Source organism: Spiribacter aquaticus (assembly GCF_007625215.1).
Classification (GTDB): domain Bacteria; phylum Pseudomonadota; class Gammaproteobacteria; order Nitrococcales; family Nitrococcaceae; genus Spiribacter; species Spiribacter roseus.
On record NZ_VMKP01000003.1, the window covers coordinates 36,451 to 62,783 of the forward strand.

Genomic DNA, 26,333 nt, shown 5'->3' on the forward strand with positions numbered 1-26,333 from the left:
ACCGTGGCCAAGGCGAAATTTGAGCGCAGCAAGCCGCACGTAAACGTTGGCACGATTGGTCATGTTGACCATGGCAAGACGACGCTGACGGCGGCGATGACGAAGGTACTGGCGGCTGAGTACGGTGGGGTCGCGCAGGACTTCAGCCAGATCGACAATGCGCCGGAAGAGCGTGAGCGGGGTATTACGATTGCCACCGCGCATGTGGAGTACGAGACGCATGACCGGCACTACGCGCACGTGGACTGTCCGGGGCACGCGGACTATGTGAAGAACATGATCACCGGTGCCGCGCAGATGGACGGGGCGATTCTGGTGGTCTCGGCGGCGGATGGTCCGATGCCGCAGACGCGTGAGCACATTCTGCTGGCGCGCCAGGTCGGTGTGCCGTCGATTGTGGTGTTCCTGAACAAGGCGGACATGGTTGACGATGCCGAGCTGCTCGAGCTTGTTGAGATGGAAGTCCGTGAGCTGCTCTCGAGCTACGACTTCCCGGGCGATGATGTGCCGGTGATCACGGGCTCGGCGCTGAAGGCGCTCGAGGGGGATACCTCGGAGATGGGCTCGCAGGCGATCGTCAAGCTGGTGCAGGCGATGGACGAGTACATGCCGGAGCCGGAGCGGGCGGTGGACGGTGCGTTCCTGATGCCCATCGAGGATGTGTTCTCGATCTCGGGCCGTGGCACGGTGGTGACCGGTCGCGTGGAGCGCGGCATCATCAAGACCGGCTCGGATGTGGAGATCGTGGGCATCAACCCGACGACCAAGACGGTGGTCACGGGTGTGGAGATGTTCCGCAAGCTGCTCGACGAGGGGCGTGCGGGGGATAACATCGGCGCGCTGCTGCGCGGCACGAAGCGCGATGATGTCGAGCGCGGCCAGGTGCTGTGCAAGCCCGGCTCGATCACGCCGCACACCAAGTTCGAGTGCGAGGTGTATGTGCTGGGCAAGGACGAGGGCGGCCGTCACACGCCGTTCTTCGATGGCTACCGCCCGCAGTTCTACTTCCGCACCACGGATGTGACCGGTGCCTGTGACCTGCCCTCGGGCACGGAGATGGTGATGCCGGGTGACAACGTGCAGATGACCGTGTCGCTGATCGCGCCGATCGCGATGGAAGAGGGTCTGCGCTTCGCGGTCCGCGAGGGCGGCCGCACCGTCGGTGCCGGCGTCGTCTCCAAGATCCTCGAGTAAACCGATCGCGTGTTGTCAAGGCCCTGGGGTTTCAAAACCCCGGGGCTTTGCGTACACTACCGAGTTCGCCGTTTGATGGCCGGTCAAACGCGAGTATAGGCCAGTAGCTCAATTGGCAGAGCAACGGTCTCCAAAACCGTAGGTTGGGGGTTCGAGTCCCTCCTGGCCTGCCATTTAATCCGGTCACCAACAGCGTCGCGGGTTCCATGAGCGCAAACGATCAGACGACGACCACGGGTACGGACAAGGCCAAACTGACTTTGGCCGCCGCGACCTTCCTTGCGGGTGTGGTCGGTTTCTATGGCCTCGAAGGCCAGTCCGACCTGATTCGCGTGGTGGGCATGGTGGTCGTGGCAGCCATCGCCATCGCCATTGCAATGACCAGCCAGCCCGGGCGGAACGCCTGGAGCTTCGCCCGCGAGGCGCGCCAGGAGCTGCGCCGCGTGGTGTGGCCGACCCGGCAGGAGTCGATTCAGACGACGCTGGTCGTGCTGGTCATGGTTTTCATCGTCGCCGTCCTGCTGTGGCTGATGGATATGTTTTTCATGTGGGGCGTTGGCGCCCTCGTACGCCCCGGAGGCTGATCACTCATGGCGAAACGCTGGTACGTCGTTCACGCGTATTCCGGGTTTGAAAACCAGGTGAAAAAGGCGCTCGAGGAGCACATCGCGCGGGCCGGCATGGAAGACGAGTTCGGCGAGGTGCTGGTACCCGCGGAAGAAGTCGTCGAGATGAAGGAAGGCCAGCAGCGTCGCAGCGAGCGCAAGTTCTTCCCGGGCTATGTCCTGGTGCAGATGGAGATGGGCGACGACACCTGGCATCTGGTCAAAAACGTGCCGCGGGTGATGGGGTTCATCGGTCCGTCGCGGGGGCGCCCGGCGCCGATCTCGGATGCCGAGGCCGCCAACATTCTCGATCGCGTCCGCGAGGGCGTGGATAAGCCGCGTCCGAAAGTGCTGTTCGAAGTCGGCGAAGTGGTGCGCGTGACCGACGGCCCGTTCAACGACTTCAACGGCGTGGTCGAGGAAGTCAACTACGAGAAGAGCCGCCTGCGGGTAGCGGTTCTGATCTTCGGTCGCTCCACCCCGGTGGAGCTCGATTTCAGTCAGGTCGAAAAGACCTAGTCAGGCGGTCCGCCGTCAGGGGAGCCGGGGTGAAAGCCCCCGGCGCTACCACCCACATCAGGAGCTCAATCAATGGCGAGAAAAGTCGAAGCCTACATCAAGCTGCAGGTCCCCGCCGGGGCCGCCAAGCCGAGCCCGCCGGTGGGGCCGGCGCTGGGTCAGCATGGCCTGAACATCATGGAGTTCTGCAAGGCGTTTAACGCGCAGACCCAGGACATGGAGCAGGGTCTGCCGACCCCGGTGGTGATTACCGTTTACTCCGACCGCAGCTTTACGTTCGTCACCAAGACACCGCCGGCTGCGGTCCTCCTCAAAAAGGCCGCGGGCATCAAGTCGGGCAGCGGCACGCCGCACACCACCAAGGTGGGCACGGTGAATCGTGAGCAGCTCGAGGAGATCGCGCAGACCAAGTGGCCTGATCTGAATGCTGCTGGTATGGAAGCGGCGGTCAAGACGATCGCCGGCTCCGCCCGCAGCATGGGCCTGAACGTGGAGGGGGTGTAACGCCATGGCAAAACTGACCAAGCGCCAGCGCGTATTCGAAGAAAAGATCGATCGCGACCGCCTGTACCCGGCCCAAGAGGCGTTCAACCTGCTCAAGGAGCTCGCCACCGCGAAGTTCACCGAGTCCATCGACGTCGCCGTCAATCTGGGGATTGATCCGCGCAAGGGTGATCAGATGGTGCGCGGCTCAACGGTGCTGCCGAATGGTACCGGCAAGACCGTCCGGGTCGCCGTGTTCGCCCAGGGGGCCAATGCCGAGGCCGCCGAGGCGGCCGGTGCCGACACCGTGGGAATGGACGACCTGGCCGAGCGCATGCAGGGCGGCGAGCTGGATTATGACGTGGTCATCGCCAGCCCGGACGCCATGGGCGTCGTGGGTAAGCTGGGCCGTCTGCTGGGCCCGCGGGGGCTGATGCCGAATCCGCGCGTGGGCACGGTCGCCACAGATGTGGCCGAGGCCGTGCGCAACGCCAAGGCCGGGCAGGTGCGCTACCGCGCCGACCGTGGCGGGCTGATTCATTGCAGCCTCGGCAAGGCCGATTTCGAGCCGGAGGCCCTCGCGCAGAACCTCCAGGCCCTGATCAATGATCTGCAGAAGATCAAGCCGGCCTCGTCGAAGGGTGTCTATCTCAAACGGGCCACGGTCTCCACGACGATGGGGCCGGGGGTGCCGGTGGATCTGGGGGCGCTGACCTAGTCGGCGGCCCCGATGTCGCGGCCATTGTGTCAATGGCTGCTGGCTGTCATCGAGACAGCCGTCATAGACCGTTGGGTGCGGTTCGCCGCGTAAGTGTCATACGACCGCCAGCGGTAGACGGTGTGCCGGACAGGACAGGTTTCCTGCACGGGTTCACCGTTACGGGGCAGACGGGCCGAAGGTCCGGATGCCATTACCAACCGCCGTTCCAGGAGGCATTTGAATGGGCGTAAGTCTGGAACAGAAAAAGCGGATGGTGCAGGAAGTCGCTGAGGTGGCTGGTCAGGCCCATTCCGCGGTTGCCGCGGAATACCGGGGTCTGTCCGCCGGTGATATGGATAGCCTGCGTGTGCAGGCCCGGGATGCGGGCGTTTATGTGCGGGTGGTTAAGAACACCCTCGCGAAGCGCGCCGTCGAGGGCACGCAGTTCGAGTGCATGAGCGAAGACCTTGAAGGTCCGCTGGTGCTCGCGTTCTCGCAGGAAGATCCCGGCTCAGCCGCCCGTGTTCTCAAGAGCTTTGCCAAGGAACACGAACAGCTGGTAGTGAAAATGCTGGCGGTCGGCGGGGAGAAATACCCCGGGTCCGAGATCGACCGGCTGGCCACACTGCCCACCTACGACGAGGCGATCAGTCGCCTCATGGCGACCATGCAGGCGCCGGTACAGAAGCTCGCCACCACCCTCAACGAGGTGCCCGGCAAGCTGGTGCGTACCGTCTCCGCGGTCAAGGACGCCAAGCAGTAGGATCGACAGCCCTGTCGCTGCCGTTCGCGCAATTATCAATCGAATCAGCCAGGAGAAAACACAATGGCCGTTTCCAAGGAAGACATCCTCGAGAGCATCTCGAACATGACCGTCATGGAGGTCGTCGAGCTCATCGAGGCGATGGAAGAGAAGTTTGGTGTCACCGCTGCCGCCGCCGTCGCTGCAGCACCCGCCGCCGGTGGCGGTGAGGGTGAAGCCGCCGAAGAGCAGACCGAGTTCGACGTAGTCCTGACGGGCTTCGGCGAGAATAAGGTCGGCGTCATCAAGGCGGTCCGCGGCGCCACGGGTCTGGGTCTCAAGGAGGCCAAGACGCTGGTCGAGGGCGTCCCGGCGCCGGTCAAGGAAGGCGCCACCAAGGAAGAAGCCGACGAGCTGAAGGGTCAGCTCGAAGAGGCGGGCGCCACGGTCGAGCTCAAGTAGGGCTTGATCAAACCAGCGCCACAGAACCGGCGTTGATTGGGGGCTGACGGTCGAACCGGCCGTTGGCCCTTTGGTGCTTGTGAAGAATCTGTTGTAGTCGGAATCCGTTGACGGCCGTTGTGTCCAAGTCTGCGAGTACTTGCATTGGGCGAGTCCTCGAAGCCTTGCACACGGCGGACCCCGACCTCGTTGAGGAACCTCGATGGCCTATACGTTTACTGAAAAAAAGCGCATCCGCAACGACTTTGGCAAACAGCCGAAGGTGCTGGATGTTCCCTATCTGCTGACCTCGCAGATCGAATCCTACCGGGATTTCCTGCAGCTTGAACAGGACCCGGACAAGCGGGACGACAAAGGCCTGCAGGCGGCCCTCGACTCGGTGTTCCCGATCGAGAGCTACTCCGGCAGTGCCCGGCTCGAGTACGTCAACTATCGCATTGGCGAGCCGACCTTCGACGTCAAGGAGTGCCAGCTCCGCGGCATGACCTACGCAGCGCCGCTGCGCGTGCTCGTGCGCCTCGTCATCAATGACAAGGACACCCGCGCGGTCAAGGACATCCGCGAGCAGGAAGTCTACATGGGCGAAATGCCGCTCATGACCCGCAATGGCACGTTCGTCATCAATGGCACCGAGCGGGTGATCGTCCAGCAGCTGCACCGCTCGCCGGGCGTGTTCTTTGATCATGACAAGGGCAAGACGCACAGCTCGGGCAAGCTGCTGTTCACCGCGCGGGTCATTCCCTATCGCGGCTCCTGGCTCGACTTCGAGTTTGATCCCAAGGACTCGATCTATGTGCGCATCGACCGCCGCCGCAAGCTGCCGGCCACGGTGCTGCTGCGCGCGTTGGGCTATGACAACCAGCAGATCCTGGATCTGTTCTTCGACAAGAACACCTATCACCTGCGCAAGAAGGGCGCCGACCTGGACCTGGTGCCGGAGCGGCTGCGCGGTGAGACCGCGACCTTCGAGATCAAGGACGGCGAGGGCAATGTCATCGTCGAGGCGGGCCGGCGTATCACCGCCCGCCATATCCGCCAGATGGATAAGGCCGGGCTGAAAAAGCTTCAGGTGCCGGACGACTATCTGGTGGGTCGGATCCTGGGCGAAGACATCATCGACAAGTCCACCGGCGAAGTGCTGGCCTCGGCCAACACCGAGCTGACTGAAGAGCTGGTGCAGTCGCTGCGCGACAACGGCATCAAGACCTTCCGGGTGCTGTTCATCAACGACGTCGATCAGGGCCCGTACGTCTCCAATACGCTCAACATCGACACGACCACGACGCCGCTTGAGGCGCTCATCGAGATCTACCGGATGATGCGCCCGGGCGAGCCGCCGACCAAGGACGCCGCCGAGAACCTGTTCGCCAACCTGTTCTTCAGCGAGGATCGCTACGACCTCTCCGCCGTGGGGCGCATGAAGTTCAACCTGCGGGTCGGCCGGGACGAGGTCGAAGGCAGTGGCGTGCTCGACAACGAGGACATCCTTGCGGTCCTGCGCGAGCTGATCAACATCCGCAACGGCAAGGGCACCGTCGATGACATCGACCACCTCGGCAACCGCCGGGTGCGCTGTGTCGGCGAGATGGCCGAGAACAACTTCCGCATCGGGCTGGTGCGGGTCGAGCGGGCCGTGCGCGAGCGCCTCAGTCTGGCGGAAAGCGAGGGGCTGATGCCCCAGGAGCTGCTCAACGCCAAGCCCGTGGCCGCGGCGATCAAGGAGTTCTTCGGCTCCTCGCAGCTCTCGCAGTTCATGGATCAGAACAACCCCCTCTCGGAGGTCACCCATAAGCGCCGGGTCTCGGCGCTGGGGCCGGGCGGCCTCACCCGCGAGCGGGCCGGCTTCGAGGTGCGTGACGTGCACCCCACCCATTATGGCCGGGTCTGCCCGATCGAGACGCCCGAGGGGCCGAACATCGGTCTGATCAGCTCCCTGGCCTGCTACGCCCGGCTGAACAGCTATGGCTTTCTCGAGACCCCCTATCGGCGGGTCGAGAATGGTCGGGTCACCGACCAGGTGGATTATCTGTCCGCCATCGAGGAGAGCCGCTACATCATCGCCCAGGCCAACGCCCGTATCGACGAGCAGGGCGATCTGGTGGACTCGCTGATCTCGATCCGGCACCAGAACGAGTTCGGCATGTCCTCGCCGGACAAGGTCCAGTACATGGACGTCTCGCCCAAGCAGATCGTCTCGGTGGCGGCGTCCATGGTGCCGTTCCTCGAGCACGATGACGCCAACCGCGCGCTGATGGGCTCGAACATGCAGCGCCAGGCGGTGCCGACCCTGCGGGCCGAAAAGCCCGTGGTGGGCACGGGCATGGAGCGGGCCGTGGCCGTCGACTCGGGCGTCACCGTGGTGGCCGACCGCGGCGGTATCGTCGATCAGGTCGACGCCGCCCGGGTCGTGGTCCGGGTGAACGATGATGAGGCGCAGTCCGGCGAGCCGGGCGTCGACATCTACAACCTGACCAAGTACACGCGCTCCAACCAGAGCACCTGCCAGAACCAGAAGCCGCTGGTGCGCCCCGGCGACCGGGTGGGTCGCGGCGATGTGCTGGCCGACGGCCCGTCCACCGACATGGGCGAGCTGGCGCTGGGCCAGAACATGCGCGTCGCGTTCATGCCCTGGAACGGCTATAACTTCGAGGACTCGATCCTGATCTCGGAGAACGTCGTCCAGGAGGACCGCTACACCACGATCCATATCGAGGAGCTGACGGCCGTCGCCCGCGACACCAAGCTCGGCTCGGAAGAAATCACCGCCGATATCCCCAATGTGGGTGAGAGCGCGCTGTCCAAGCTGGATGAGTCGGGCATCGTCTACGTGGGTGCCGAGGTCAAGGCGGGCGATATTCTGGTCGGCAAGGTCACGCCCAAGGGCGAGACCCAGCTGACCCCGGAGGAAAAGCTCCTGCGGGCCATCTTTGGCGAGAAGGCCTCGGATGTGAAGGACACCTCGCAGCGGGTCTCCTCGGGCATGGATGGCACGGTCATCGACGTCCAGGTCTTCACCCGTGATGGCGTTGAGAAGGATGCCCGGGCCCTTTCCATCGAGGCCGATGCACTCGCCGACGTGCGCAAGGATCTCGATGATCAGTACCGGATCTTCGAGGATGACGCCTTCGCGCGGCTTGAACAGTCGCTGATCGGCCAGGTGGCTGACGGCGGGCCCGAGCAGCTCAAGGCGGGCACCGAGATCACCGCCGAGTACCTGCACGGCATCGACCGGCGCCGCTGGTTCGAGATCCGCCTGCGCGACGAAAGCGCGATGGCGCGTCTCGAGGCGGTCCAGGCCCAGCTCAAGGCCCAGCGCGAGGCCTTCGATGCACGGCTTGAGGAGAAAAAGGAAAAGATCGGTGCCGGTGACGATCTGGCACCCGGCGTGCTCAAGATGGTCAAGGTCTATCTGGCCGTGCGCCGGCGCATCCAGGCCGGTGACAAGCTGGCCGGCCGTCACGGCAACAAGGGGGTGATTTCCCGCGTCGTGCCGGTGGAGGACATGCCGTTCTCCGCCGACGGCGAGCCCATCGACGTGGTGCTGTCACCGCTCGGTGTGCCGTCGCGGATGAACATCGGGCAGGTGCTCGAGGTGCATCTGGGCTGGGCCGCCAAGGGACTGGGCCGGCGCATCGGGGAGATGCTCGATGCCCGGCGGAAGGTCGACGAACTGCGCGGCTTTCTCGAGAAGGTGTATAACTCCAGCGGCAAGCGCGAGGACCTCGACTCGTTCACCGACGAGGAAATCGTCGAGCTCTGCGAAAACCTCCGTGGTGGCGTGCCGATGGCGACACCGGTGTTCGATGGCGCCAATGAGGGCGAGATCAAGAACATGCTCCGGCTCGCCGGCCTGCCGGAAAGCGGGCAGGCGCAGCTGTACGACGGCCGCAGCGGCGATCCATTCGATCGGCCGGTGACCGTGGGCTACATGCACATCCTCAAGCTGAACCATCTGGTCGACGACAAGATGCACGCGCGCTCCACCGGGCCCTACAGCCTGGTCACCCAGCAGCCGCTGGGCGGCAAGGCGCAGTTCGGTGGCCAGCGCTTCGGCGAGATGGAGGTCTGGGCCCTGCAGGCGTATGGCGCTGCCTACACCCTGCAGGAAATGCTGACGGTCAAGTCCGACGATGTCGCCGGCCGGACCAAAATGTACAAGAACATCGTCGATGGCGAGCACCAGATGGAGGCGGGCATGCCCGAATCCTTCAATGTGCTGGTCAAAGAGATTCGCTCCCTCGGTATTGATATCGAGCTCGAGCAGGACTGAACGGGTAGCCGATATGAAAGACCTACTGAATCTGTTCAAACAGCCGGGCGCCCAGCTCGACGACTTTGATGGCATCCGCATCGGACTGGCATCGCCGGAGAAAATCCGGTCATGGTCGTTTGGCGAGGTGAAAAAGCCCGAAACCATCAACTACCGGACATTCAAGCCGGAGCGGGATGGGCTCTTCTGCGCGAAGATCTTCGGCCCCGTCAAGGACTATGAGTGCCTGTGCGGCAAGTACAAGCGCCTCAAGCATCGCGGCGTGGTCTGCGAGAAGTGCGGCGTCGAGGTCACCCTGGCCAAGGTGCGCCGTGAGCGCATGGGGCATATCGACCTGGCCAGTCCGGCCGCGCACATCTGGTTCCTGAAGTCGCTGCCCTCGCGCATCGGCCTGTTGCTGGACATGACCCTGCGTGACATCGAGCGCATCCTCTACTTCGAGGCGTTCGTGGTCATCGAGCCCAATATGACCCCGCTCAAGAAGGGCCAGCTGCTGAGCGACGAGCAGTATCTGGACGCCATGGAGCAGTACGGTGACGAGTTCGACGCCCGCATGGGCGCCGAGGCCGTCGGCCATCTGCTCAAGAACCTCGATCTGCGCGAGGAGACCGAAACCCTCCGTGAGCAGATGGATGCCACCAACTCCGAGACCAAGATCAAGCGGCTGTCCAAGCGGCTCAAGCTGGTCGAGTCGTTCCTCGAGTCGGGGAATCGGCCGGAGTGGATGATCATGACCGTCCTGCCGGTGCTGCCGCCGGACCTGCGGCCGTTGGTGCCGCTGGATGGCGGTCGCTTCGCGACCTCGGATCTCAACGATCTGTATCGCCGGGTGATCAACCGCAACAATCGCCTGCGGCGGCTGCTGGATCTGTCCGCGCCGGACATCATCGTGCGCAACGAAAAGCGCATGCTCCAGGAGTCGGTGGATGCACTGCTCGACAACGGCCGCCGTGGCCGGGCCATCACCGGCACCAACAAGCGGCCGCTGAAGTCGCTGGCGGACATGATCAAGGGCAAGCAGGGCCGTTTCCGGCAGAACCTGCTGGGCAAGCGCGTGGACTACTCCGGCCGATCGGTGATCGTGGTCGGCCCCACCCTGCGGCTGCATCAGTGCGGCCTGCCCAAGCGCATGGCGCTGGAGCTGTTCAAGCCGTTCATCTTCTCGCGCCTGCAGCGGCTGGGCCTGGCCACCACCATCAAGGCGGCCAAAAAGATGGTCGAGCGCGAGACCGCCGAAGTCTGGGACATCCTCGAAGAGGTCATCCGCGAGCATCCGGTGATGCTCAACCGGGCGCCGACCCTGCATCGTCTCGGCATCCAGGCCTTTGAGCCGGTGCTGGTCGAGGGCAAGGCGGTGCAGCTGCACCCGCTGGTGTGCCCGGCGTTCAACGCCGACTTCGACGGCGACCAGATGGCGGTCCACGTGCCGCTGGCGCTCGAGGCACAGCTCGAGGCCCGGGCCCTGATGATGGCCACCAACAACGTCCTGGCGCCGGCCTCCGGCGAGCCGATCATCGGCGCCTCGCAGGACATCGTGCTGGGGCTGTATTACATGTCGCTGGTGCTCCAGCGCCAGCAGGGCGAGGGCATGACCTTCGCCGACCTCGACGAGGTCCATCGCGCCTACGAAAGCGGGCGCGTCGGCCTTCAGGCGCGGGTCACGGTGCGCTTCCACGAGGTCGTGGTCGACGACGAGGGCCAGCGCAGCGAGTCCACCCGGCGGGTGGAGACCACCGTTGGCCGGGCGCTGATCTACAACATCGTTCCCGAGGGCCTGCCGTTCGATCTTGTCGACCGCGACATGACCAAGAAGGCCATCTCGGAGATGATCGACCAGTGCTATCGGCGGCTGGGTCTGAAGGCGACGGTCATCTTCGCCGACCAGATCATGTATCTGGGCTTTCGGATGTCCACCCGTGCGGCGGTGTCCATCGGCATGGAAGACATGGTCATCCCGGGCGAGAAGGAGCAGATCCTGACCGATGCCGAGGTCGAGGTGAAGGACATCGAGGATCAGTACGCCTCGGGTCTCGTCACCAATGGCGAGCGCTATAACAAGGTGGTCGACATCTGGTCGCGGACCAACGAGGAAGTGGCCACCGCGATGATGGAAAAGCTCGGCAAGGAGACGGTCACCGACAGCGAAGGCAACGAGCTGGTGCAGAAGTCGACCAACTCGATCTTCATGATGGCCGACTCGGGCGCGCGTGGCTCGCCGGCGCAGATCCGCCAGCTTGCCGGCATGCGCGGCCTGATGGCCAAGCCCGATGGCTCGATCATCGAGACGCCGATCACGGCGAACTTCCGTGAGGGGCTGAACGTTCTGCAGTACTTCATCTCCACCCACGGCGCCCGTAAGGGCCTCGCGGATACGGCGCTGAAGACGGCCAACTCCGGCTATCTCACCCGCCGGCTGGTGGACGTGTCGCAGGATCTGGTGGTCACCTCGCAGGATTGCGGCACTCACCGCGGCCTGCGCATGACGCCGCTCATCGAAGGCGGTGACGTGGTCGAGGCCCTGGGTGAGCGCGTGCTGGGCCGCGTCGTGGCCCAGGACGTCGTGCAGCCGGGCACCGGCAAGGTCCTGGTTGAGCAGGGCACCCTGCTGGACGAGCGCCAGATCGAGGCGGTCGAGAGCGAAGGCGTGGACGAGATCTGGGTGCGCTCGCCGATCACCTGCGAGACCCGTCATGGCGTCTGCTCGGCCTGCTACGGCCGGGACCTGGCGCGTGGCCATAAGGTGAACGTGGGTGAGTCGGTGGGCGTCATCGCGGCGCAGTCCATCGGCGAACCGGGCACCCAGCTGACGATGCGGACCTTCCATATCGGTGGCGCCGCCTCCCGGGCCGCGGCCATCAGCAATGTGCAGGTCAAGTCCGCGGGCACGGTGCGCCTCCACAACCTCAAGACCGTGGCGCATCAGTCCGGCAACCTGGTGGCCGTGTCCCGCTCGGGCGAGATAACGGTCATGGATGAGGCCGGCCGCGAGCGTGAGCGCTACAAGGTGCCGTATGGTGCGACCATCGCCGTCGCCGAGCAGGAGGCGGTCGAGGCCGGTCAGATCGTGGCCAACTGGGATCCGCATACCCACCCGATCATCACCGAGGTGAAGGGCCGTCTGAAGTTCTACGACTTCGTCGAGGGTGTCACGGTGAACCGCGAGACCGACGAGGTCACCGGCCTCAGCAGTCTGGTGGTGACCGATCCCAAGAGTCGCGGCACCGGCGAGCATGTGCGCAGCAGCACCGGGGACAAGGTGGCTTACAAGGACCTGCGTCCGGTGGTCAAGCTGGTCGACGAGGCGGGCAATGACCTGAACCTGGCCGGCACCGAGATCCCGGCGCATTACGCCCTGCCGGCCGGCGCCATCGTCAGCGTCGAGGACAATGCCGAGGTGGATGTGGGTGACGTGATCGCCCGTATTCCGCAGGAGTCGTCCAAGACGCGTGACATCACCGGCGGCCTGCCGCGGGTGGCGGACCTGTTCGAGGCGCGCAAGCCCAAGGAACCGGCGATTCTTGCCGAGACCTCGGGCACCGTGAGCTTTGGCAAGGACACCAAGGGCAAGCAGCGCCTGGTGCTGACCACGCCGGATGGCGAAGAGTACGAGGAGCTGATCCCCAAGCACCGTAACGTCACCGTGTTCGAGGGCGAGTTCGTCGAAAAGGGCGAGGTGATCGCCGATGGCGAGCCCAACCCCCACGACATCCTGCGTCTGCTGGGTGTCGCCGAGCTGGCGGCGTACATGGTCAAGGAAATCCAGGACGTCTATCGCCTGCAGGGCGTGAAGATCAACGACAAGCACATCGAGGTGATCAGTCGCCAGATGCTGCGCAAGGTCGAGATCCGCAACCCCGGGGATACGCGTTATCTGCGCGGCGAGCAGGCCGACTGGGGACGCGTCGAGGAAGAAAACGAGCAGCTCGTTGAGCAGGGTCGCGAGCCGGCCATCTGGGAGCCCCAGCTGCTGGGGATCACCAAGGCGTCGCTGGCCACCGATTCGTTCATCTCGGCGGCGTCGTTCCAGGAGACCACCCGGGTGCTCACCGATGCGGCCACCCGCGGGGCGCGGGACGACCTGCGCGGTCTCAAGGAGAATGTGATCGTCGGGCGTCTGATCCCCGCCGGGACGGGCTATGCGTACCATCAGGAACGCCAGCGGCAGCGTCGCGAGACGCCGGCGCCGATGATTCCGATGGCGCCGCAGTTCGGCCTCGGCGGGGGCGCTGCGACCACCGATGCACCGGATCTGTCGGAAAACTAGCGGACCGGGCTTCTGGTTGACACCCATGAAGCCCGATCCTACACTTAACGGCTTTCGCCGGAGTTGGGCCTTCCACTCCGGCGTTCGTTGAAGGACGGGAGTCAGAACTCTATGGCCACGATCAATCAGCTGGTGCGCAAGCCTCGCAAGCGCCGGCACGAGAAGAGCAACGTGCCCGCGCTCGAGGCCTGTCCTCAGCGTCGAGGTGTGTGCGCCCGCGTCTACACCACCACCCCGAAGAAGCCGAACTCGGCGCTGCGGAAAGTCGCGCGCGTGCGGCTGACCAACGGCTACGAGGTCGCCAGCTATATCGGCGGTGAGGGGCACAACCTCCAGGAACATTCGGTCGCGCTGATTCGCGGCGGCCGTGTCAAGGACCTTCCCGGTGTGCGGTATCACGTCGTCCGCGGCTCGCTGGACACCGCCGGTGTCAGCAAGCGCCGCCAGGGACGCTCGAAGTACGGCGCCAAGCGGCCAAAAGGATAAGCGGGTAGACAATCATGCCGAGAAGAAGAGAAGTCCCGAAGCGCAAGGTCCTCGCGGACCCGAAGTATGACAGCGAGATGCTCACGCGTTTCGTGAACATGATCATGCGCGACGGCAAGCGGGCGGTGGCCGAGAAGATCGTCTACACCGCGCTCGACCGGATCGCCGAAAAGCACAGCGGCGAGCCGATGGAAGTGCTGGAGACGGCGCTCGACAAGGTTCGGCCGGTGGTCGAGGTGAAGTCGCGCCGCGTCGGCGGTGCCACCTATCAGGTGCCGGTGGAGGTGCGCCCGCAGCGGCGCAACACGCTCGGCATGCGCTGGGTGATCGAGGCCGCGCGCAAGCGCAGTGAGGCCACGATGGGGCATCGCCTCGGCAACGAGCTGCTGGAAGCGGCCGAGGGTCGTGGCAGTGCGGTGAAAAAGCGGGAAGATACCCATCGTATGGCGGAGGCCAACAAGGCCTTCTCGCATTTCCGCTGGTAATAAGGTTCAGGGGTAACAGGTTTTGGCACGCAAGACACCGATCGAGCGCTATCGCAATATTGGCATCATGGCGCACATCGACGCCGGCAAGACGACAGTCACCGAGCGTATCCTCTTCTACACGGGCATCTCCCATAAGATGGGCGAGGTGCATGACGGCGCTGCGGTCATGGACTGGATGGACCAGGAGCAGGAGCGTGGCATCACCATTACTTCTGCGGCCACCACCACGTTCTGGCGGGGCATGGACCAGCAGTACCCCGAGACCCGCATCAACATCATCGACACGCCCGGGCACGTGGACTTCACCATCGAGGTGGAGCGCTCCCTGCGGGTGCTCGATGGCGCCGTCTGTGTGCTCGACGCCAACGCCGGTGTCGAGCCGCAGACCGAGACCGTCTGGCGGCAGGCGAACCGCTACGGCGTCCCGCGCATGGTGTTCGTCAACAAGATGGACAAGATGGGCTCGGACTTTTTCCGCTGCGTCGACATGCTCAAGCAGCGTCTGGGCTGCAACGCGGTACCGGTCCAGCTGCCCATCGGTGCCGAGGATTCCTTCGCCGGTGTGATCGACCTGATCCGCCAGAAGGCGATCTACTGGAATGAGCAGGACATGGGCACGACCTACGAAGAGGTCGACATCCCGGCGGAGTACGCCGAGGACGCCGCCCGCTATCGCGAGGCGCTGGTCGAGGCCGCCGCTGAAGCCAGCGAGGACATGATGGACAAGTACATCGGCGGCGAAGAGCTGACGGTGGACGAAATCAATCACGGCCTTCGCGTACAGACCATCGCCAACGAGGTGGTGCCGGTGCTCTGTGGCTCGGCGTTCAAGAACAAGGGCGTCCAGGCCATGCTCGATGCCGTGGTCGAGTACATGCCGTCACCGAGCGAGGTCCCGGATATCGAGGGCGAGCTCGAGGATGGCAGCACGGTCATCCGCAAGTCCGACGACGACGAGCCCTTCGCCGCCCTGGCGTTCAAGATCGCGACCGACCCTTACGTCGGTACGCTGACGTTCTTCCGCGTTTACTCGGGTGTGGTCAAGACCGGTGACACGGTCTACAACCCGGTCAAGGGCAAGAAGGAACGGCTCGGGCGCATTGTTCAGATGCACTCCAAGGAGCGTAAGGAGATCAGCGAAGTCCGGGCCGGCGACATCGCCGCGGCCATCGGTCTCAAGGACATCACCACCGGTGAGACGATCTGCGATAACAGCAACCGCGTGACCCTGGAGCGCATGGAGTTCCCGGATCCGGTGATCTCCGTGGCGGTCGAGCCCAAGACCAAGAGTGACCAGGAGAAGATGGGCATTGCCCTGGGTAAGCTCGCCCAGGAGGACCCGTCCTTCCAGGTGCGCACCGACGACGAGTCGGGCCAGACCATCATTTCCGGCATGGGCGAGCTGCATCTCGAGATCATCGTCGATCGGCTCAAGCGCGAGTTCAAGGTCGAGGCCAAGGTCGGTGAACCGCAGGTGGCCTACCGCGAGGCGATCCGCGAGCCGGTGGAAGTCGAGGGCAAGTTCGTCCGGCAGTCGGGCGGGCGCGGTCAGTACGGCCATGTCTGGATCCGGATGCGCCCCCGCGAGCGCGGCGAAGGTTACGACTTCCGTAACAAGATCGTCGGCGGTGTCGTGCCCAAGGAGTACATTCCTTCGGTGGATCGGGGCATTCAGGAGCAGATGGAAAACGGCGTGCTCGCCGGCTTCCCGGTCGTCGACCTCGAGGTCGAGCTCTTCGACGGCTCCTACCACGATGTCGACTCCTCGGAGATGGCGTTCAAGATCGCCGGCTCGATGGCGTTCAAGGATGGGTTCATGAAGGGCAACCCGGTGCTGCTCGAGCCCATGATGAAGGTCGAGGTGACGACGCCGGAGGACTTCATGGGCGATGTCATGGGCGATGTGACCCGGCGTCGGGGCACGCTCCAGGGCATGGAAGACGGTCCGGGCGGTAAGATCATCCGCGCGGCGGTGCCGCTCAAGGAGATGTTCGGGTATGCTACCGATCTCCGTTCGGCGACGCAGGGCCGGGCTGCCTACTCCATGGAGTTCGACGGCTATGCCGAGGCGCCCAACAGCATCGCGGAAGAAGTGATTAAAAAGGCCGGCTGAACACCCTGTTCGGTCGGATTCGGTCTTTGATTTTGACGGGTAAGAGGTGAACCGTGGCCAAGGCGAAATTTGAGCGCAGCAAGCCGCACGTAAACGTTGGCACGATTGGTCATGTTGACCATGGCAAGACGACGCTGACGGCGGCGATGACGAAGGTACTGGCGGCTGAGTACGGTGGGGTCGCGCAGGACTTCAGCCAGATTGACAATGCGCCGGAAGAGCGTGAGCGGGGTATTACGATTGCCACCGCGCATGTGGAGTACGAGACGCATGACCGGCACTACGCGCACGTGGACTGTCCGGGGCACGCGGACTATGTGAAGAACATGATCACCGGTGCCGCGCAGATGGACGGGGCGATTCTGGTGGTCTCGGCGGCGGATGGTCCGATGCCGCAGACGCGTGAGCACATTCTGCTGGCGCGCCAGGTCGGTGTGCCGTCGATTGTGGTGTTCCTGAACAAGGCGGACATGGTTGACGATGCCGAGCTGCTCGAGCTTGTTGAGATGGAAGTCCGTGAGCTGCTCTCGAGCTACGACTTCCCGGGCGATGATGTGCCGGTGATCACGGGCTCGGCGCTGAAGGCGCTCGAGGGGGATACCTCGGAGATGGGCTCGCAGGCGATCGTCAAGCTGGTGCAGGCGATGGACGAGTACATGCCGGAGCCGGAGCGGGCGGTGGACGGTGCGTTCCTGATGCCCATCGAGGATGTGTTCTCGATCTCGGGCCGTGGCACGGTGGTGACCGGTCGCGTGGAGCGCGGCATCATCAAGACCGGCTCGGATGTGGAGATCGTGGGCATCAACCCGACGACCAAGACGGTGGTCACGGGTGTGGAGATGTTCCGCAAGCTGCTCGACGAGGGGCGTGCGGGGGATAACATCGGCGCGCTGCTGCGCGGCACGAAGCGCGATGATGTCGAGCGCGGCCAGGTGCTGTGCAAGCCCGGCTCGATCACGCCGCACACCAAGTTCGAGTGCGAGGTGTATGTGCTGGGCAAGGACGAGGGCGGCCGTCACACGCCGTTCTTCGATGGCTACCGCCCGCAGTTCTACTTCCGCACCACGGACGTGACCGGTGCCTGTGACCTGCCCTCGGGCACGGAGATGGTGATGCCGGGTGACAACGTGCAGATGACCGTGTCGCTGATCGCGCCGATCGCGATGGAAGAGGGTCTGCGCTTCGCGGTCCGCGAGGGCGGCCGCACCGTCGGTGCCGGCGTCGTCTCCAAGATCCTCGAGTAAACGACTATGGCATCAAATAACCAGAAAATCCGGATTCGTCTCAAGGCATTCGACCATCGGCTGATCGATCAGTCGGCCCGGGAGATCGTCGAGACGGCTAAGCGGACCGGCGCCCATATACAGGGGCCGGTTCCCTTGCCGACGAAGAAGGAAAGGTATACCATTCTGATCTCGCCGCACGTCAACAAGGACGCGCGCGATCAGTACGAGATTCGGACTCACAAGCGGTTGATGGACATCATCGACCCGACGGACAAGACGGTCGATGCGCTGATGAAGCTCGACCTCGCCGCCGGCGTCGATGTGCAGATCAAGCTCTCCTGAGTTTCGGGGAACTACTCCGGCACTGATCCTGGATCAGCCCGCCGGAGCGGGCCTCTTTTAGGCCGGCCCAAGCCGGCATCAATCCGAAAGAAACAATTCGGTTGATGATCACCCAGCAGGTAAGGCATCGGTCTGCCTGCGGGGATACGTTCAGCTGATGGAAGAGGGTAGCGACGATGGCAATCGGAATCGTCGGCCGCAAACGCGGCATGACGCGGATTTTTACGGATACGGGTGAGAGCATCCCCGTGACGGTGGTCGAGGCCACTCCGAACCGCGTCACGCAGATCAAGGCACAGGACCATGATGGTTACAGTGCCGTTCAGGTCACCGCCGGAGAGCGTCGCCCGTCCCGCGTCAATCAGGCTATTGCTGGGCATGTCGCCAAGGCCGGTGTCGAGATGGGCCGCGGCCTCTGGGAGTTCCGGCTCGGCAGCGACGCCGGCGAAGATATCCAGGCCGGTGGCACGCTGACCGTCGAACAGTTCGAGGCAGGTGCCATCGTTGATGTGACCGGTACCTCCAAGGGCAAGGGCTTCGCGGGGACGGTCAAGCGCCACAATTTCCGCACGCAGGACAACTCGCACGGCAACTCGGCATCCCACCGTGTGCCCGGCTCGATCGGCCAGGCGCAGGATCCGGGTCGCGTATTCCCGGGCAAGAAGATGTCCGGACAGATGGGTAATGTTCGTGAGACCACACAGAATCTCGAGGTGGTTCGGGTCGACACCGAGCGCAACCTGCTGTTGGTCCGCGGTGCGGTTCCCGGGCCGGCGGACGGGGACGTCATTGTGCGCCCGGCGGTCAAACAGCTCGCCGCGGCGGGAGGTAAATGATGCAGCTAACATTGCAGGGTGACGGATCGACCATCGAGGTTTCCGAGACCGTTCTCGGTGCTGAATTCCGTGAGCCGCTCGTTCACCAGGTCGTGGTTTCGTACCTGGCCGGGGCGCGGGCGGGCACCAAGGCCCAGAAGACCCGCTCGGAAGTCAGCGGCGGCGGCGTCAAGCCGTGGCGGCAGAAGGGTACCGGTCGGGCCCGTGCCGGCACGATCCGCAGTCCGATCTGGCGCAGTGGTGGTCAGACCTTCGCGGCCAAGCCGCGGGATCATTCGGTCAAGGTCAATCGCAAGATGTATCGCGGCGCGCTGCGCTCGATCCTCTCGGAGCTCCTTCGGCAGCAGCGCCTGCAGGTCGTGAGCACGTTTGAGGTCGACGGGCCTCGCACGCGCGACGCCCGCGCCCAGATCAAGGGGCTGACCGGCAGCGAAGACGTGCTGATCGTGACGACTGAAGTCAGCGAGGCGCTTTATCTGGCGGTCCGCAACCTGCCGCGCGTGGATGTCCGCGATACGGTCGGCCTCGACCCGGTGACGCTGCTGGCCCATGAGAACGTCGTCATGACAACGGATGCGCTGCGGCGTATTGAGGAGTGGCTCGCATGAATCAGGAGCGGATGTACCAGGTGCTTCGCGGACCGCACATCTCCGAAAAAAGCACGGTGATTGCGGACGAGGCCAACCAGGTGGCGTTCAAGGTCGCGCGCAACGCGACCAAGCGCGAAATCAAGGCGGCTGTCGAGCAGCTGTTCGAGGTCGAGGTCCGGGATGTGCGCGTGGCCAATGTTAACGGCAAGCGCAAGAACTTCGGGCGGATCCAGGGTCGTCGTCCCGATTGGAAGAAAGCCTATGTGGCGCTCGAGCAGGGCCATGAGCTGGACTTCATCGGCGGCGTGGAATAAGCGGACAGGACTGAACGATCATGGCAGTGCGTAAAGCAAAACCCACCTCGCCCGGGCGTCGGTTCGTCGCCCAGCCGGTGAAAAGCGATCTCTACCGGGGCGAGCCTTATGCGCCCCTGGTCCGCAAGCTCAACAAGAGTGGCGGACGGAACAATCAGGGCCGCATCACCACGCGCCATATTGGCGGTGGGCACAAGCGGCGCTATCGTGACATCGATTTCCGGCGCAATAAGGAAGACATTCCGGCGCGCGTGGAGCGGCTGGAGTACGATCCCAATCGCAGTGCGAACATCGCGCTGCTGTTGTACCGGGACGGCGAGCGCCGTTACATCATTGCACCCAAGAATCTGAAGGTGGGCCAGGAGGTCCGCTCGGGTCAGGGTTCGCCCATCAAGCCGGGCAACACGATGCCGCTGCGCAACATTCCGCTGGGTACGCAGGTGCATTGCATCGAAATGCGGCCGGGTAAGGGCGCGCAGATGGCGCGCTCCGCCGGTGCCGGTGTGCAGCTGGTCGCCCGTGAGGGCGCGTACGCCACGCTGCGTCTGCGCTCCGGTGAGATGCGCAAGGTGCTCAGCGAGTGCCGGGCCACGATCGGCGAGGTCAGCAACGGCGAACACTCGCTGCGCTCCATGGGCAAGGCCGGGGCGACGCGGATCGCCGGGCGGCGCCCGACGGTGCGTGGCGTGGTGATGAACCCGGTGGACCATCCCCACGGTGGTGGTGAGGGTCGGACGTCGGGTGGGCGCCATCCGGTAACCCCCTGGGGTATTCCGACGAAGGGTCACAAGACCCGCAGCAACAAGCGCACCGATAAGCTTATCGTGCGCCGTCGCAAACGCTAACGGAAAGGGGTGGATCAGAAGTGCCACGCTCGATTCGAAAAGGCCCGTTCATTGATACGCACCTCCTGAAGAAAGTTCAGGTGGCGGCGGAGGCCAACAGTAAGCGTCCGATCAAGACCTGGTCGCGGCGATCGATGGTAGTGCCGGAGATGGTCGGTCTGACCATTGCGGTGCATAACGGCCGTCAGCATGTGCCGGTGCTCGTCAACGAGAACATGGTCGGTCACAAGCTCGGTGAATTCGCGTCCACCCGGACGTTCAAGGGTCACCAGGCCGACAAGAAGGCGAAGAGGTAAGCATGGAAACGGCGGCCAGGCTTCGATACGCGATCATTTCGCCGCAGAAAGTGCGGCTCCTTGCTGACCAGATCCGTGGCCTTCCAGTGTCGCGGGCGCTGGAAGTGCTCGAGTTCAGCCCCCGCAAGGCGTCGGGCATTGTGCGAAAGGTCGTTGATTCCGCGATTGCCAACGCGGAGCACAACAGTGGGGCCGATATCGACGAGCTGCGCATCGCGCGCATCCAGGTCGACGAGGGCCCGATGTACAAGCGGATTCAGCCTCGGGCCAAGGGCTCGGCGAATCGTATCCTGAAGCGCACGAGCCACATCACCGTGGCCGTCGCTGAGGACTAGGGGTTTAGGAATGGGACACAAGGTTCATCCAACGGGATTCCGGCTGGGCATTACCGAAGACTGGCGGTCGATGTGGTTCGCCAACAGCAACCGCTACGGTGATCAGCTGTACACGGACTACAAGATCCGTGAGTTCATCCGCGAGCGGCTGGCGCATGCGTCGATCAGCAAGATCCGCATCGAGCGGCCCGCCAAGAACGCATTGATCACGATCCACACGGCGCGGCCCGGCATCGTCATCGGCAAGAAGGGCGAAGACATCGACCGCCTTCGGCGCCAGCTGACGCAGCGCATGGGGATCCCGGTGCATGTGAACATCGAAGAGATCCGCAAGCCGGAGCTCGATGCGCAGCTGGTCGCCGACAATGTCGCCCAGCAGTTGGAGCGCCGCATCATGTTCCGTCGCGCCATGAAGCGCGCTGTCGGCAACGCGATGCGGCTTGGCGCCAAGGGGATCAAGGTGCAGGTGGGCGGCCGGCTCAACGGCTCCGAGATCGCGCGTAGCGAGTATTACCGTGAGGGCAGTGTTCCGCTACATACGCTTCGGGCGGACATCGACTACGGCTTTGCCGAGGCGAAGACCACCTACGGTGTCATCGGCGTGAAGGTCTGGGTATTCAAGGGGGAGATCCTTGATACCGACACCGTTCCCAGCCAGCGGGCCGCGGGCTAACGCCGCTACAAGGAGTCAGTCATGCTTCAGCCAAAGCGCACAAAATTCAGGAAACAGCAAAAAGGCCGTAACAACGGTCTGGCAACCCGCGGCGACAAGGTGAACTTCGGCGAATTCGGCCTGAAGTCCACGACGCGCGGGCCGGTGACGGCGCGTCAGATCGAGGCCGGCCGACGGGCCATCAACCGGCATGTCCGGCGGGGTGGCAAGATCTGGATCCGCATCTTTCCGGATGCGCCGATCACGTCCAAGCCCCTCGAGGTTCGCCAGGGGAAGGGCAAGGGTAATGTCGACCACTGGGCTGCCAAGGTGCAGCCGGGTCGTGTGATTTACGAAATCGAAGGCGTGTCGGAAGAAGTGGCGCGCGAGGCATTCCGCCGCGCGGCGGCCAAGCTGCCCGTGCACACCCGGTTCGTCGAACGGACGGTGATGTGATGAAGGCCAGAGAATTGCGGGACAAGTCCGTCGAGAGCCTTGAGAGCGAGCTCCTCGAGCGGCGCAAGGAGCAGTTCAACCTGCGTATGCAGCAGGCCACGGGCCAGCTGGCGCGGCCCGACCAGATGACGCGGGTCCGGCGTGATATCGCGCGGATCAAGACCGTGCTCAACGAGAAGACCGGGAGTGGTGAGCAGTCATGAGTAACAAGGAAAGCGTCAAGCGCACGGTCAATGGCCGCGTCGTCAGCACGGCGATGGACAAGACCATCACCGTGGTCGTCGAGCGCCTCGTGCCGCATCCGCTCTACGGCAAGTACATCCGTCGCACGACGAAGGTTCACGCGCACGACGAGGACAACGTCTGCCAGAAGGGGGATTGGGTGTCGGTCGTCGAATGCCGTCCGGTTTCCAAGCAAAAGACCTGGCGGCTTGTGGACGTGCTCGAGCGGGCCGTTCAGTAAGCAACGATCAATCATAGAGAGTCAATCGCCATGATTCAGATGCAGACGCTGCTAGGCGCGGCGGACAACAGCGGGGCCCGGGAGGTGCAGTGCGTCAAAGTGCTGGGCGGCTCCAAGCGCCGTTACGCCGGCATCGGCGACATCATCAAAGTGAGTGTCAAGGACGCCATCCCGCGGGGCCGGGTCAAGAAGGGCGAGGTGTATAACGCGGTCGTCGTACGGACCAAGCGCGGCGTGCGCCGGCAGGACGGGTCGCTGATCCGCTTCGACGGCAATGCGGCCGTGCTGCTCAACGCCAACCTGCAGCCAGTCGGCACCCGTGTATTCGGTCCGGTGACGCGCGAGCTCCGCAACGAGCGTTTCATGCGCATCATCTCTCTGGCGCCGGAGGTGCTGTAACGATGCAGAAGATTAAAGCCGGTGACGAAGTCATGGTCATTGCGGGCAAGGACAAGGGGCGGCGCGGCCGCGTCATCCGGGTCCTGCCCGAGCGTGACGGCATCGTTGTCGAGAACGCGAACAAGGTGAAAAAGCATAAGCGTGCCAATCCCCAGGCGAATGATTCCGGCGGAATCATCGAGCAGGAAAAGCCGCTGCACCGCTCCAATGTGGCGATCTACAACCCGAACACCGGGCGGCCTGATCGGGTCGGGATCCGCGATGGCGAAGCCGGGCGTCGGGTGCGCTTTTTCAAGTCCGACAACACGCTGATTGATTAGGGTATCGAGATGGCCAGATTGCGTGAGCAATACACAAACGAAATCATCGGCACGCTGTCGCAGCGATTCGAATATGCCAATCCGATGCAGGTCCCGCGGCTCGACAAGATCGCGGTGAACATCGGCGTCGGCGAGGCGATCCGCGACAAGAAGGTCGTGGACAACGCCGCGGGCGATCTGGCGGCCATTACCGGGCAGAAGCCGGTGGTGACCTACACGCGCAAAGCCGTTGCCGGGTTCAAGATCCGCGAGGGCTGGCCCATCGGCGTCAAGGTGACCCTGCGTCGCGAGCGGATGTACGAGTTCCTCGACCGGCTGATCAATATCGCCGGGCCGCGGATCCGCGATTTCCGCGGCTTTTCGCCGCGCTCGTTCGATGGACGGGGCAACTACAATCTGGGAATCGGCGAGCAGCTGGTGTTCCCGGAGCTCGAATTCGACAAGATCGACGCTGTCCGCGGTATGGACATTGCGATCGGCACTACCGCAGTCAAGGACGAGGAAGCCAAGGCCCTTCTGGAGGGCTTTGGATTCCCCTTCCGCAAGTAAAGAGGGCAGGAAATGGCCAAGGTTTCCATGGTCCAGCGTGAGCTCAAGCGCGAGCGGCTTCGCAACAAGCATGCGGCGAAGCGGGCGGAGCTCAAGGAGATTATCCGCAGCCCTGCCTCCTCCGAGGAGGAGCGGGTGGCAGCCCAGGAGCAGCTGCAGAATCTGCCCCGCAATGCCAGCCCGGTGCGGGGCCGCAATCGGTGCAACGTTTCCGGACGGCCGCGCGGCTACTACCGCAAATTCGGCCTGTCCCGGAATATGCTCCGCCAGGCCGCTATGCGCGGTGAGATCCCCGGCCTGAAGCTGTCCAGCTGGTAAGCGGCATGGGCAACAGTAACCAGGCAAGGAACCAGGTGACGCGAACATGAGCATGACCGATCCCATCGCGGATATGCTGACCCGCATTCGTAACGGGCAGACCGCTGAGAAGACGGAGGTCTCGATGCCCTCCTCGAAGTTGAAGCTGGCCATCGTCCGGGTCCTGAAGGACGAGGGCTATGTCCACGACTATCGGGTCGAAGGCACCGAGAAAAAGCCCACGCTGGCGGTGACGCTGAAGTACTACGAGGGCCGGCCGGTCATCGAGGAAATCCAGCGCGTGAGTCGGCCCGGACTGCGGCGCTTTGAAGGCCGGGGAACGCTGCCCCGGGTGCGCGGTGGTCTGGGAACAGCCATCATTTCCACCTCGCAGGGTGTGATGACCGACCGGGCGGCGCGCGACGCCGGCCACGGTGGTGAAGTCCTCTGCGTGGTTTTCTAGAGACGGGATAAACGGTCATGTCGAGAGTAGCGAACAGTCCGGTCGCGATCCCGAGTGGCGTCGAAGTCAACCTTGGCGACGACCGCAAGGTCAGCGTCAAGGGGGCCAAAGGCGAACTCCACCATACGATCCACGAGTGGGTCGATGTCGCGCAGGACGAGCAGGTGCTGACCTTCGTGCCCAACCGCAAACGCCAGGAGGCGGTTGCGCTGGCGGGTACCACGCGGGCACTCATCAACAACATGGTGCGCGGGGTGCACGAGGGGTTCGAGCGGCGTCTCAAGCTGGTGGGCGTCGGATACCGCGCCCAGGCCAAGGGCGACACGGTCAACCTGACCCTCGGTTTCTCGCATCCGGTGGAGCACCCGGTGCCGAAGGGCATCACGGTCGAGACACCCTCCAACACCGAAATCGTGGTCCGCGGTGTGGATAAGCAGCAGGTCGGACAGGTCGCTGCTGATATCCGCGCGTACCGTCCGCCGGAGCCCTACAAGGGCAAGGGCGTTCGCTACGCCGACGAGCGGGTCATCATGAAAGAAGCCAAGAAGAAGTAATGGCGATGCAAAAGAAGGCAGCAAGAGAGCGTCGCGCCCGCAAGGGTCGCGCCAAGATGCGGGAGCTCGGAGCCGCGCGGTTGACGGTGCATCGCACCCCGCGCCACACCTATGCTCAGGTGATCTCCGCCGACGCGTCGCGGACCCTGGCGTCGGCGTCGACGCTCGAGAAAGACATGCGCGGATCGCTCGCCAACGGTGGCAATGTCGCGGCAGCGAAGGCCATCGGTCAGGCAATCGCCGAGCGCGCCACCGCTGCGGGTGTCACCGAGGTGGCGTTCGATCGCTCGGGCTTCAATTATCACGGCCGGGTGCGGGCGATCGCCGATGCGGCCCGTGAAGCCGGACTCAAATTCTGAATAGGGGCACGTAGGCGATGGCGACAAATGATGTCAATGGTGAGGGCCTCCGCGAGAAGCTCATTACCATCAACCGCGTGGCGAAGGTTGTTAAGGGCGGCCGCCAGTTTGGTTTCACCGCACTGACGGTGGTCGGTGACGGCGACGGCTCGGTCGGCTTTGGTTACGGCAAGGCGCGCGAGGTGCCGCTGGCCATCCAGAAGGCGATGGAGCGGGCGCGCTTCAACATGCGCAAGGTCAACCTCAACGGCCCGACGCTGCAGTACTCCATGAACGGCTATCACGGCTCGAGCAAGGTTTACATGCAGCCGGCCTCATCGGGTACCGGGATCATCGCCGGTGGGCCGATGCGAGCGGTCTTTGAGGTCGTGGGCGTCAACGACGTGCTGGCGAAGTCGCTCGGGTCACGGAATCCGATCAACGTCGTGCAGGCCACCATCAACGCCCTGACCGAGTATGACTCGCCGGACTACGTCGCGGCGAAGCGCGGTAAGACGGTAGAAGAGGTGCAGGGCTGATCATGGCAAAGAGTAAGCAGCTTCGTGTCACGGTGGTCCGCAGCTTCGCGAACCGCGTGGCCAGCCACAAGGCATGCATCGCCGGGCTCGGCCTGCGGCGGATGCACCACAGCGTGCTGGTCGCGAATACGCCGGAGAATCGCGGGATGATCAATAAAGTCTCCTACATGCTCTCCGTCGAGGAGGTCTAGAC

The 26,333-nt window shown here is 63.9% G+C and carries 33 protein-coding genes and 1 tRNA gene; all 34 read left to right on the forward strand.

Translation table 11 applies throughout. The features are described from left to right. Positions 1 to 3: 3 nt before the first annotated feature. The 34 genes from tuf (FPL11_RS06580) to rpmD all read left to right on the forward strand — a co-directional run bounded on the left by tuf (FPL11_RS06580) (position 4) and on the right by rpmD (position 26,331). On the forward strand, positions 4 to 1,194 hold the full coding sequence (gene tuf / locus FPL11_RS06580) for an elongation factor Tu (protein WP_144347953.1): 1,191 nt from the start codon (positions 4 to 6) through the stop codon (positions 1,192 to 1,194). 97 nt (positions 1,195 to 1,291) lie between these two features. Next, a tRNA-Trp gene (locus FPL11_RS06585) sits at positions 1,292 to 1,367 on the forward strand. Positions 1,368 to 1,400: 33 nt separating this feature from the next. Further along, positions 1,401 to 1,778, forward strand: coding sequence for a preprotein translocase subunit SecE (gene secE / locus FPL11_RS06590; RefSeq protein ID WP_069134439.1), 378 nt, complete (start codon positions 1,401 to 1,403; stop codon positions 1,776 to 1,778). A gap of 6 nt (positions 1,779 to 1,784) precedes the next feature. After that, on the forward strand, positions 1,785 to 2,318 hold the full coding sequence (gene nusG, locus FPL11_RS06595) for a transcription termination/antitermination protein NusG (protein ID WP_069134440.1): 534 nt from the start codon (positions 1,785 to 1,787) through the stop codon (positions 2,316 to 2,318). Between the two features lie 72 nt (positions 2,319 to 2,390). Then, positions 2,391 to 2,822 (forward strand): 50S ribosomal protein L11, encoded by a 432-nt coding sequence (gene rplK, locus FPL11_RS06600; RefSeq protein WP_023367958.1) that lies wholly within the window; start codon positions 2,391 to 2,393, stop codon positions 2,820 to 2,822. Positions 2,823 to 2,826: 4 nt separating this feature from the next. Further along, on the forward strand, positions 2,827 to 3,519 hold the full coding sequence (gene rplA, locus FPL11_RS06605; protein ID WP_144347954.1) for a 50S ribosomal protein L1: 693 nt from the start codon (positions 2,827 to 2,829) through the stop codon (positions 3,517 to 3,519). 223 nt (positions 3,520 to 3,742) lie between these two features. Beyond that, positions 3,743 to 4,264: a 50S ribosomal protein L10 gene (rplJ, locus tag FPL11_RS06610; RefSeq protein WP_144347955.1), complete on the forward strand. Its 522-nt coding sequence runs from the start codon at positions 3,743 to 3,745 to the stop codon at positions 4,262 to 4,264. A 63-nt stretch (positions 4,265 to 4,327) separates the two neighbouring features. Continuing rightward, entirely contained in the window at positions 4,328 to 4,705 is a 378-nt protein-coding gene (rplL, locus tag FPL11_RS06615) for a 50S ribosomal protein L7/L12 (protein WP_144347956.1), read from the forward strand. Positions 4,706 to 4,907: 202 nt separating this feature from the next. After that, complete coding sequence (rpoB, locus tag FPL11_RS06620) at positions 4,908 to 8,975, forward strand: DNA-directed RNA polymerase subunit beta (RefSeq protein WP_144347957.1); 4,068 nt, start codon at positions 4,908 to 4,910, stop codon at positions 8,973 to 8,975. A gap of 13 nt (positions 8,976 to 8,988) precedes the next feature. Next, positions 8,989 to 13,239, forward strand: a complete 4,251-nt coding sequence (rpoC, locus tag FPL11_RS06625) for a DNA-directed RNA polymerase subunit beta' (protein WP_144347958.1) — start codon at positions 8,989 to 8,991, stop codon at positions 13,237 to 13,239. A 111-nt stretch (positions 13,240 to 13,350) separates the two neighbouring features. Further along, positions 13,351 to 13,725: a 30S ribosomal protein S12 gene (gene rpsL, locus FPL11_RS06630; RefSeq protein WP_023367946.1), complete on the forward strand. Its 375-nt coding sequence runs from the start codon at positions 13,351 to 13,353 to the stop codon at positions 13,723 to 13,725. A gap of 14 nt (positions 13,726 to 13,739) precedes the next feature. Then, entirely contained in the window at positions 13,740 to 14,210 is a 471-nt protein-coding gene (gene rpsG / locus FPL11_RS06635) for a 30S ribosomal protein S7 (RefSeq protein ID WP_069134447.1), read from the forward strand. 22 nt (positions 14,211 to 14,232) lie between these two features. Then, the gene (gene fusA, locus FPL11_RS06640; protein WP_144347959.1) at positions 14,233 to 16,326 is read left to right on the forward strand and encodes an elongation factor G; all 2,094 of its coding nucleotides are present in this window, start codon (positions 14,233 to 14,235) and stop codon (positions 16,324 to 16,326) included. Positions 16,327 to 16,379: 53 nt separating this feature from the next. Continuing rightward, complete coding sequence (gene tuf, locus FPL11_RS06645) at positions 16,380 to 17,570, forward strand: elongation factor Tu (RefSeq protein ID WP_144347953.1); 1,191 nt, start codon at positions 16,380 to 16,382, stop codon at positions 17,568 to 17,570. Positions 17,571 to 17,576: 6 nt separating this feature from the next. After that, a complete protein-coding gene (rpsJ, locus tag FPL11_RS06650; RefSeq protein WP_069134039.1) occupies positions 17,577 to 17,894 on the forward strand; it encodes a 30S ribosomal protein S10 in 318 nt (105 codons plus the stop codon). Between the two features lie 176 nt (positions 17,895 to 18,070). Beyond that, on the forward strand, positions 18,071 to 18,730 hold the full coding sequence (rplC, locus tag FPL11_RS06655) for a 50S ribosomal protein L3 (RefSeq protein ID WP_144347960.1): 660 nt from the start codon (positions 18,071 to 18,073) through the stop codon (positions 18,728 to 18,730). Then, positions 18,730 to 19,338, forward strand: coding sequence for a 50S ribosomal protein L4 (gene rplD / locus FPL11_RS06660; RefSeq protein ID WP_144347961.1), 609 nt, complete (start codon positions 18,730 to 18,732; stop codon positions 19,336 to 19,338). The genes rplC and rplD overlap by 1 nt, the downstream gene beginning before the upstream one ends. Further along, complete coding sequence (rplW, locus tag FPL11_RS06665; RefSeq protein ID WP_069134042.1) at positions 19,335 to 19,634, forward strand: 50S ribosomal protein L23; 300 nt, start codon at positions 19,335 to 19,337, stop codon at positions 19,632 to 19,634. Before rplD ends, rplW begins: the two co-directional genes overlap by 4 nt. Positions 19,635 to 19,654: 20 nt before the next feature. Continuing rightward, positions 19,655 to 20,479, forward strand: coding sequence for a 50S ribosomal protein L2 (gene rplB / locus FPL11_RS06670; RefSeq protein WP_069134043.1), 825 nt, complete (start codon positions 19,655 to 19,657; stop codon positions 20,477 to 20,479). 20 nt (positions 20,480 to 20,499) lie between these two features. Next, entirely contained in the window at positions 20,500 to 20,775 is a 276-nt protein-coding gene (rpsS, locus tag FPL11_RS06675) for a 30S ribosomal protein S19 (protein WP_023367930.1), read from the forward strand. A 2-nt stretch (positions 20,776 to 20,777) separates the two neighbouring features. Continuing rightward, positions 20,778 to 21,110 carry a 50S ribosomal protein L22 gene (rplV, locus tag FPL11_RS06680; RefSeq protein WP_144347962.1) on the forward strand — a complete coding sequence of 111 codons (333 nt, stop codon included), beginning with the start codon at positions 20,778 to 20,780 and terminating at the stop codon, positions 21,108 to 21,110. A 10-nt stretch (positions 21,111 to 21,120) separates the two neighbouring features. After that, a complete protein-coding gene (rpsC, locus tag FPL11_RS06685) occupies positions 21,121 to 21,783 on the forward strand; it encodes a 30S ribosomal protein S3 (RefSeq protein WP_144347963.1) in 663 nt (220 codons plus the stop codon). A 21-nt stretch (positions 21,784 to 21,804) separates the two neighbouring features. Next, complete coding sequence (rplP, locus tag FPL11_RS06690) at positions 21,805 to 22,218, forward strand: 50S ribosomal protein L16 (protein ID WP_023367924.1); 414 nt, start codon at positions 21,805 to 21,807, stop codon at positions 22,216 to 22,218. After that, positions 22,218 to 22,421, forward strand: a complete 204-nt coding sequence (gene rpmC, locus FPL11_RS06695; protein ID WP_069134046.1) for a 50S ribosomal protein L29 — start codon at positions 22,218 to 22,220, stop codon at positions 22,419 to 22,421. Before rplP ends, rpmC begins: the two co-directional genes overlap by 1 nt. Then, positions 22,418 to 22,681 (forward strand): 30S ribosomal protein S17, encoded by a 264-nt coding sequence (gene rpsQ, locus FPL11_RS06700; protein WP_069134047.1) that lies wholly within the window; start codon positions 22,418 to 22,420, stop codon positions 22,679 to 22,681. Before rpmC ends, rpsQ begins: the two co-directional genes overlap by 4 nt. Positions 22,682 to 22,711: 30 nt before the next feature. After that, complete coding sequence (gene rplN, locus FPL11_RS06705; protein ID WP_069134048.1) at positions 22,712 to 23,080, forward strand: 50S ribosomal protein L14; 369 nt, start codon at positions 22,712 to 22,714, stop codon at positions 23,078 to 23,080. Between the two features lie 2 nt (positions 23,081 to 23,082). Beyond that, positions 23,083 to 23,400, forward strand: a complete 318-nt coding sequence (gene rplX, locus FPL11_RS06710) for a 50S ribosomal protein L24 (RefSeq protein ID WP_069134049.1) — start codon at positions 23,083 to 23,085, stop codon at positions 23,398 to 23,400. Between the two features lie 9 nt (positions 23,401 to 23,409). Next, positions 23,410 to 23,949, forward strand: a complete 540-nt coding sequence (gene rplE / locus FPL11_RS06715; protein ID WP_069134050.1) for a 50S ribosomal protein L5 — start codon at positions 23,410 to 23,412, stop codon at positions 23,947 to 23,949. A gap of 12 nt (positions 23,950 to 23,961) precedes the next feature. Further along, entirely contained in the window at positions 23,962 to 24,267 is a 306-nt protein-coding gene (gene rpsN / locus FPL11_RS06720) for a 30S ribosomal protein S14 (RefSeq protein ID WP_069134051.1), read from the forward strand. A 46-nt stretch (positions 24,268 to 24,313) separates the two neighbouring features. Further along, entirely contained in the window at positions 24,314 to 24,709 is a 396-nt protein-coding gene (gene rpsH, locus FPL11_RS06725; RefSeq protein ID WP_069134052.1) for a 30S ribosomal protein S8, read from the forward strand. Between the two features lie 17 nt (positions 24,710 to 24,726). Beyond that, on the forward strand, positions 24,727 to 25,263 hold the full coding sequence (gene rplF, locus FPL11_RS06730) for a 50S ribosomal protein L6 (protein ID WP_069134053.1): 537 nt from the start codon (positions 24,727 to 24,729) through the stop codon (positions 25,261 to 25,263). A gap of 5 nt (positions 25,264 to 25,268) precedes the next feature. Then, a complete protein-coding gene (gene rplR, locus FPL11_RS06735) occupies positions 25,269 to 25,622 on the forward strand; it encodes a 50S ribosomal protein L18 (RefSeq protein WP_069134111.1) in 354 nt (117 codons plus the stop codon). Positions 25,623 to 25,639: 17 nt separating this feature from the next. Beyond that, positions 25,640 to 26,140, forward strand: coding sequence for a 30S ribosomal protein S5 (rpsE, locus tag FPL11_RS06740; RefSeq protein ID WP_069134054.1), 501 nt, complete (start codon positions 25,640 to 25,642; stop codon positions 26,138 to 26,140). 2 nt (positions 26,141 to 26,142) lie between these two features. Continuing rightward, complete coding sequence (gene rpmD, locus FPL11_RS06745) at positions 26,143 to 26,331, forward strand: 50S ribosomal protein L30 (RefSeq protein WP_069134055.1); 189 nt, start codon at positions 26,143 to 26,145, stop codon at positions 26,329 to 26,331. Positions 26,332 to 26,333: the final 2 nt, after the last annotated feature.

Coding starts and splice junctions, on each gene's coding strand:
- rpoB (WP_144347957.1), top strand. CDS start 4,908: ATGGCCTATACGTTTACTGAAAAAAAGCGCATCCGCAACGACTTTGGC.
- rpsN (WP_069134051.1), top strand. CDS start 23,962: ATGGCCAAGGTTTCCATGGTCCAGCGTGAGCTCAAGCGCGAGCGGCTT.
- rplV (WP_144347962.1), top strand. CDS start 20,778: ATGGAAACGGCGGCCAGGCTTCGATACGCGATCATTTCGCCGCAGAAA.
- rplL (WP_144347956.1), top strand. CDS start 4,328: ATGGCCGTTTCCAAGGAAGACATCCTCGAGAGCATCTCGAACATGACC.
- rpmC (WP_069134046.1), top strand. CDS start 22,218: ATGAAGGCCAGAGAATTGCGGGACAAGTCCGTCGAGAGCCTTGAGAGC.
- rpsG (WP_069134447.1), top strand. CDS start 13,740: ATGCCGAGAAGAAGAGAAGTCCCGAAGCGCAAGGTCCTCGCGGACCCG.
- rplD (WP_144347961.1), top strand. CDS start 18,730: ATGCAGCTAACATTGCAGGGTGACGGATCGACCATCGAGGTTTCCGAG.
- rpsH (WP_069134052.1), top strand. CDS start 24,314: ATGAGCATGACCGATCCCATCGCGGATATGCTGACCCGCATTCGTAAC.
- rpsL (WP_023367946.1), top strand. CDS start 13,351: ATGGCCACGATCAATCAGCTGGTGCGCAAGCCTCGCAAGCGCCGGCAC.
- rplR (WP_069134111.1), top strand. CDS start 25,269: ATGCAAAAGAAGGCAGCAAGAGAGCGTCGCGCCCGCAAGGGTCGCGCC.
- rplF (WP_069134053.1), top strand. CDS start 24,727: ATGTCGAGAGTAGCGAACAGTCCGGTCGCGATCCCGAGTGGCGTCGAA.
- secE (WP_069134439.1), top strand. CDS start 1,401: ATGAGCGCAAACGATCAGACGACGACCACGGGTACGGACAAGGCCAAA.
- rplK (WP_023367958.1), top strand. CDS start 2,391: ATGGCGAGAAAAGTCGAAGCCTACATCAAGCTGCAGGTCCCCGCCGGG.
- rplN (WP_069134048.1), top strand. CDS start 22,712: ATGATTCAGATGCAGACGCTGCTAGGCGCGGCGGACAACAGCGGGGCC.
- rplX (WP_069134049.1), top strand. CDS start 23,083: ATGCAGAAGATTAAAGCCGGTGACGAAGTCATGGTCATTGCGGGCAAG.
- nusG (WP_069134440.1), top strand. CDS start 1,785: ATGGCGAAACGCTGGTACGTCGTTCACGCGTATTCCGGGTTTGAAAAC.
- rplJ (WP_144347955.1), top strand. CDS start 3,743: ATGGGCGTAAGTCTGGAACAGAAAAAGCGGATGGTGCAGGAAGTCGCT.
- rplC (WP_144347960.1), top strand. CDS start 18,071: ATGGCAATCGGAATCGTCGGCCGCAAACGCGGCATGACGCGGATTTTT.
- rplP (WP_023367924.1), top strand. CDS start 21,805: ATGCTTCAGCCAAAGCGCACAAAATTCAGGAAACAGCAAAAAGGCCGT.
- rpsQ (WP_069134047.1), top strand. CDS start 22,418: ATGAGTAACAAGGAAAGCGTCAAGCGCACGGTCAATGGCCGCGTCGTC.
- rplB (WP_069134043.1), top strand. CDS start 19,655: ATGGCAGTGCGTAAAGCAAAACCCACCTCGCCCGGGCGTCGGTTCGTC.
- rpsE (WP_069134054.1), top strand. CDS start 25,640: ATGGCGACAAATGATGTCAATGGTGAGGGCCTCCGCGAGAAGCTCATT.
- rpmD (WP_069134055.1), top strand. CDS start 26,143: ATGGCAAAGAGTAAGCAGCTTCGTGTCACGGTGGTCCGCAGCTTCGCG.
- rplW (WP_069134042.1), top strand. CDS start 19,335: ATGAATCAGGAGCGGATGTACCAGGTGCTTCGCGGACCGCACATCTCC.
- rplE (WP_069134050.1), top strand. CDS start 23,410: ATGGCCAGATTGCGTGAGCAATACACAAACGAAATCATCGGCACGCTG.
- rpsC (WP_144347963.1), top strand. CDS start 21,121: ATGGGACACAAGGTTCATCCAACGGGATTCCGGCTGGGCATTACCGAA.
- rplA (WP_144347954.1), top strand. CDS start 2,827: ATGGCAAAACTGACCAAGCGCCAGCGCGTATTCGAAGAAAAGATCGAT.
- rpsJ (WP_069134039.1), top strand. CDS start 17,577: ATGGCATCAAATAACCAGAAAATCCGGATTCGTCTCAAGGCATTCGAC.
- rpoC (WP_144347958.1), top strand. CDS start 8,989: ATGAAAGACCTACTGAATCTGTTCAAACAGCCGGGCGCCCAGCTCGAC.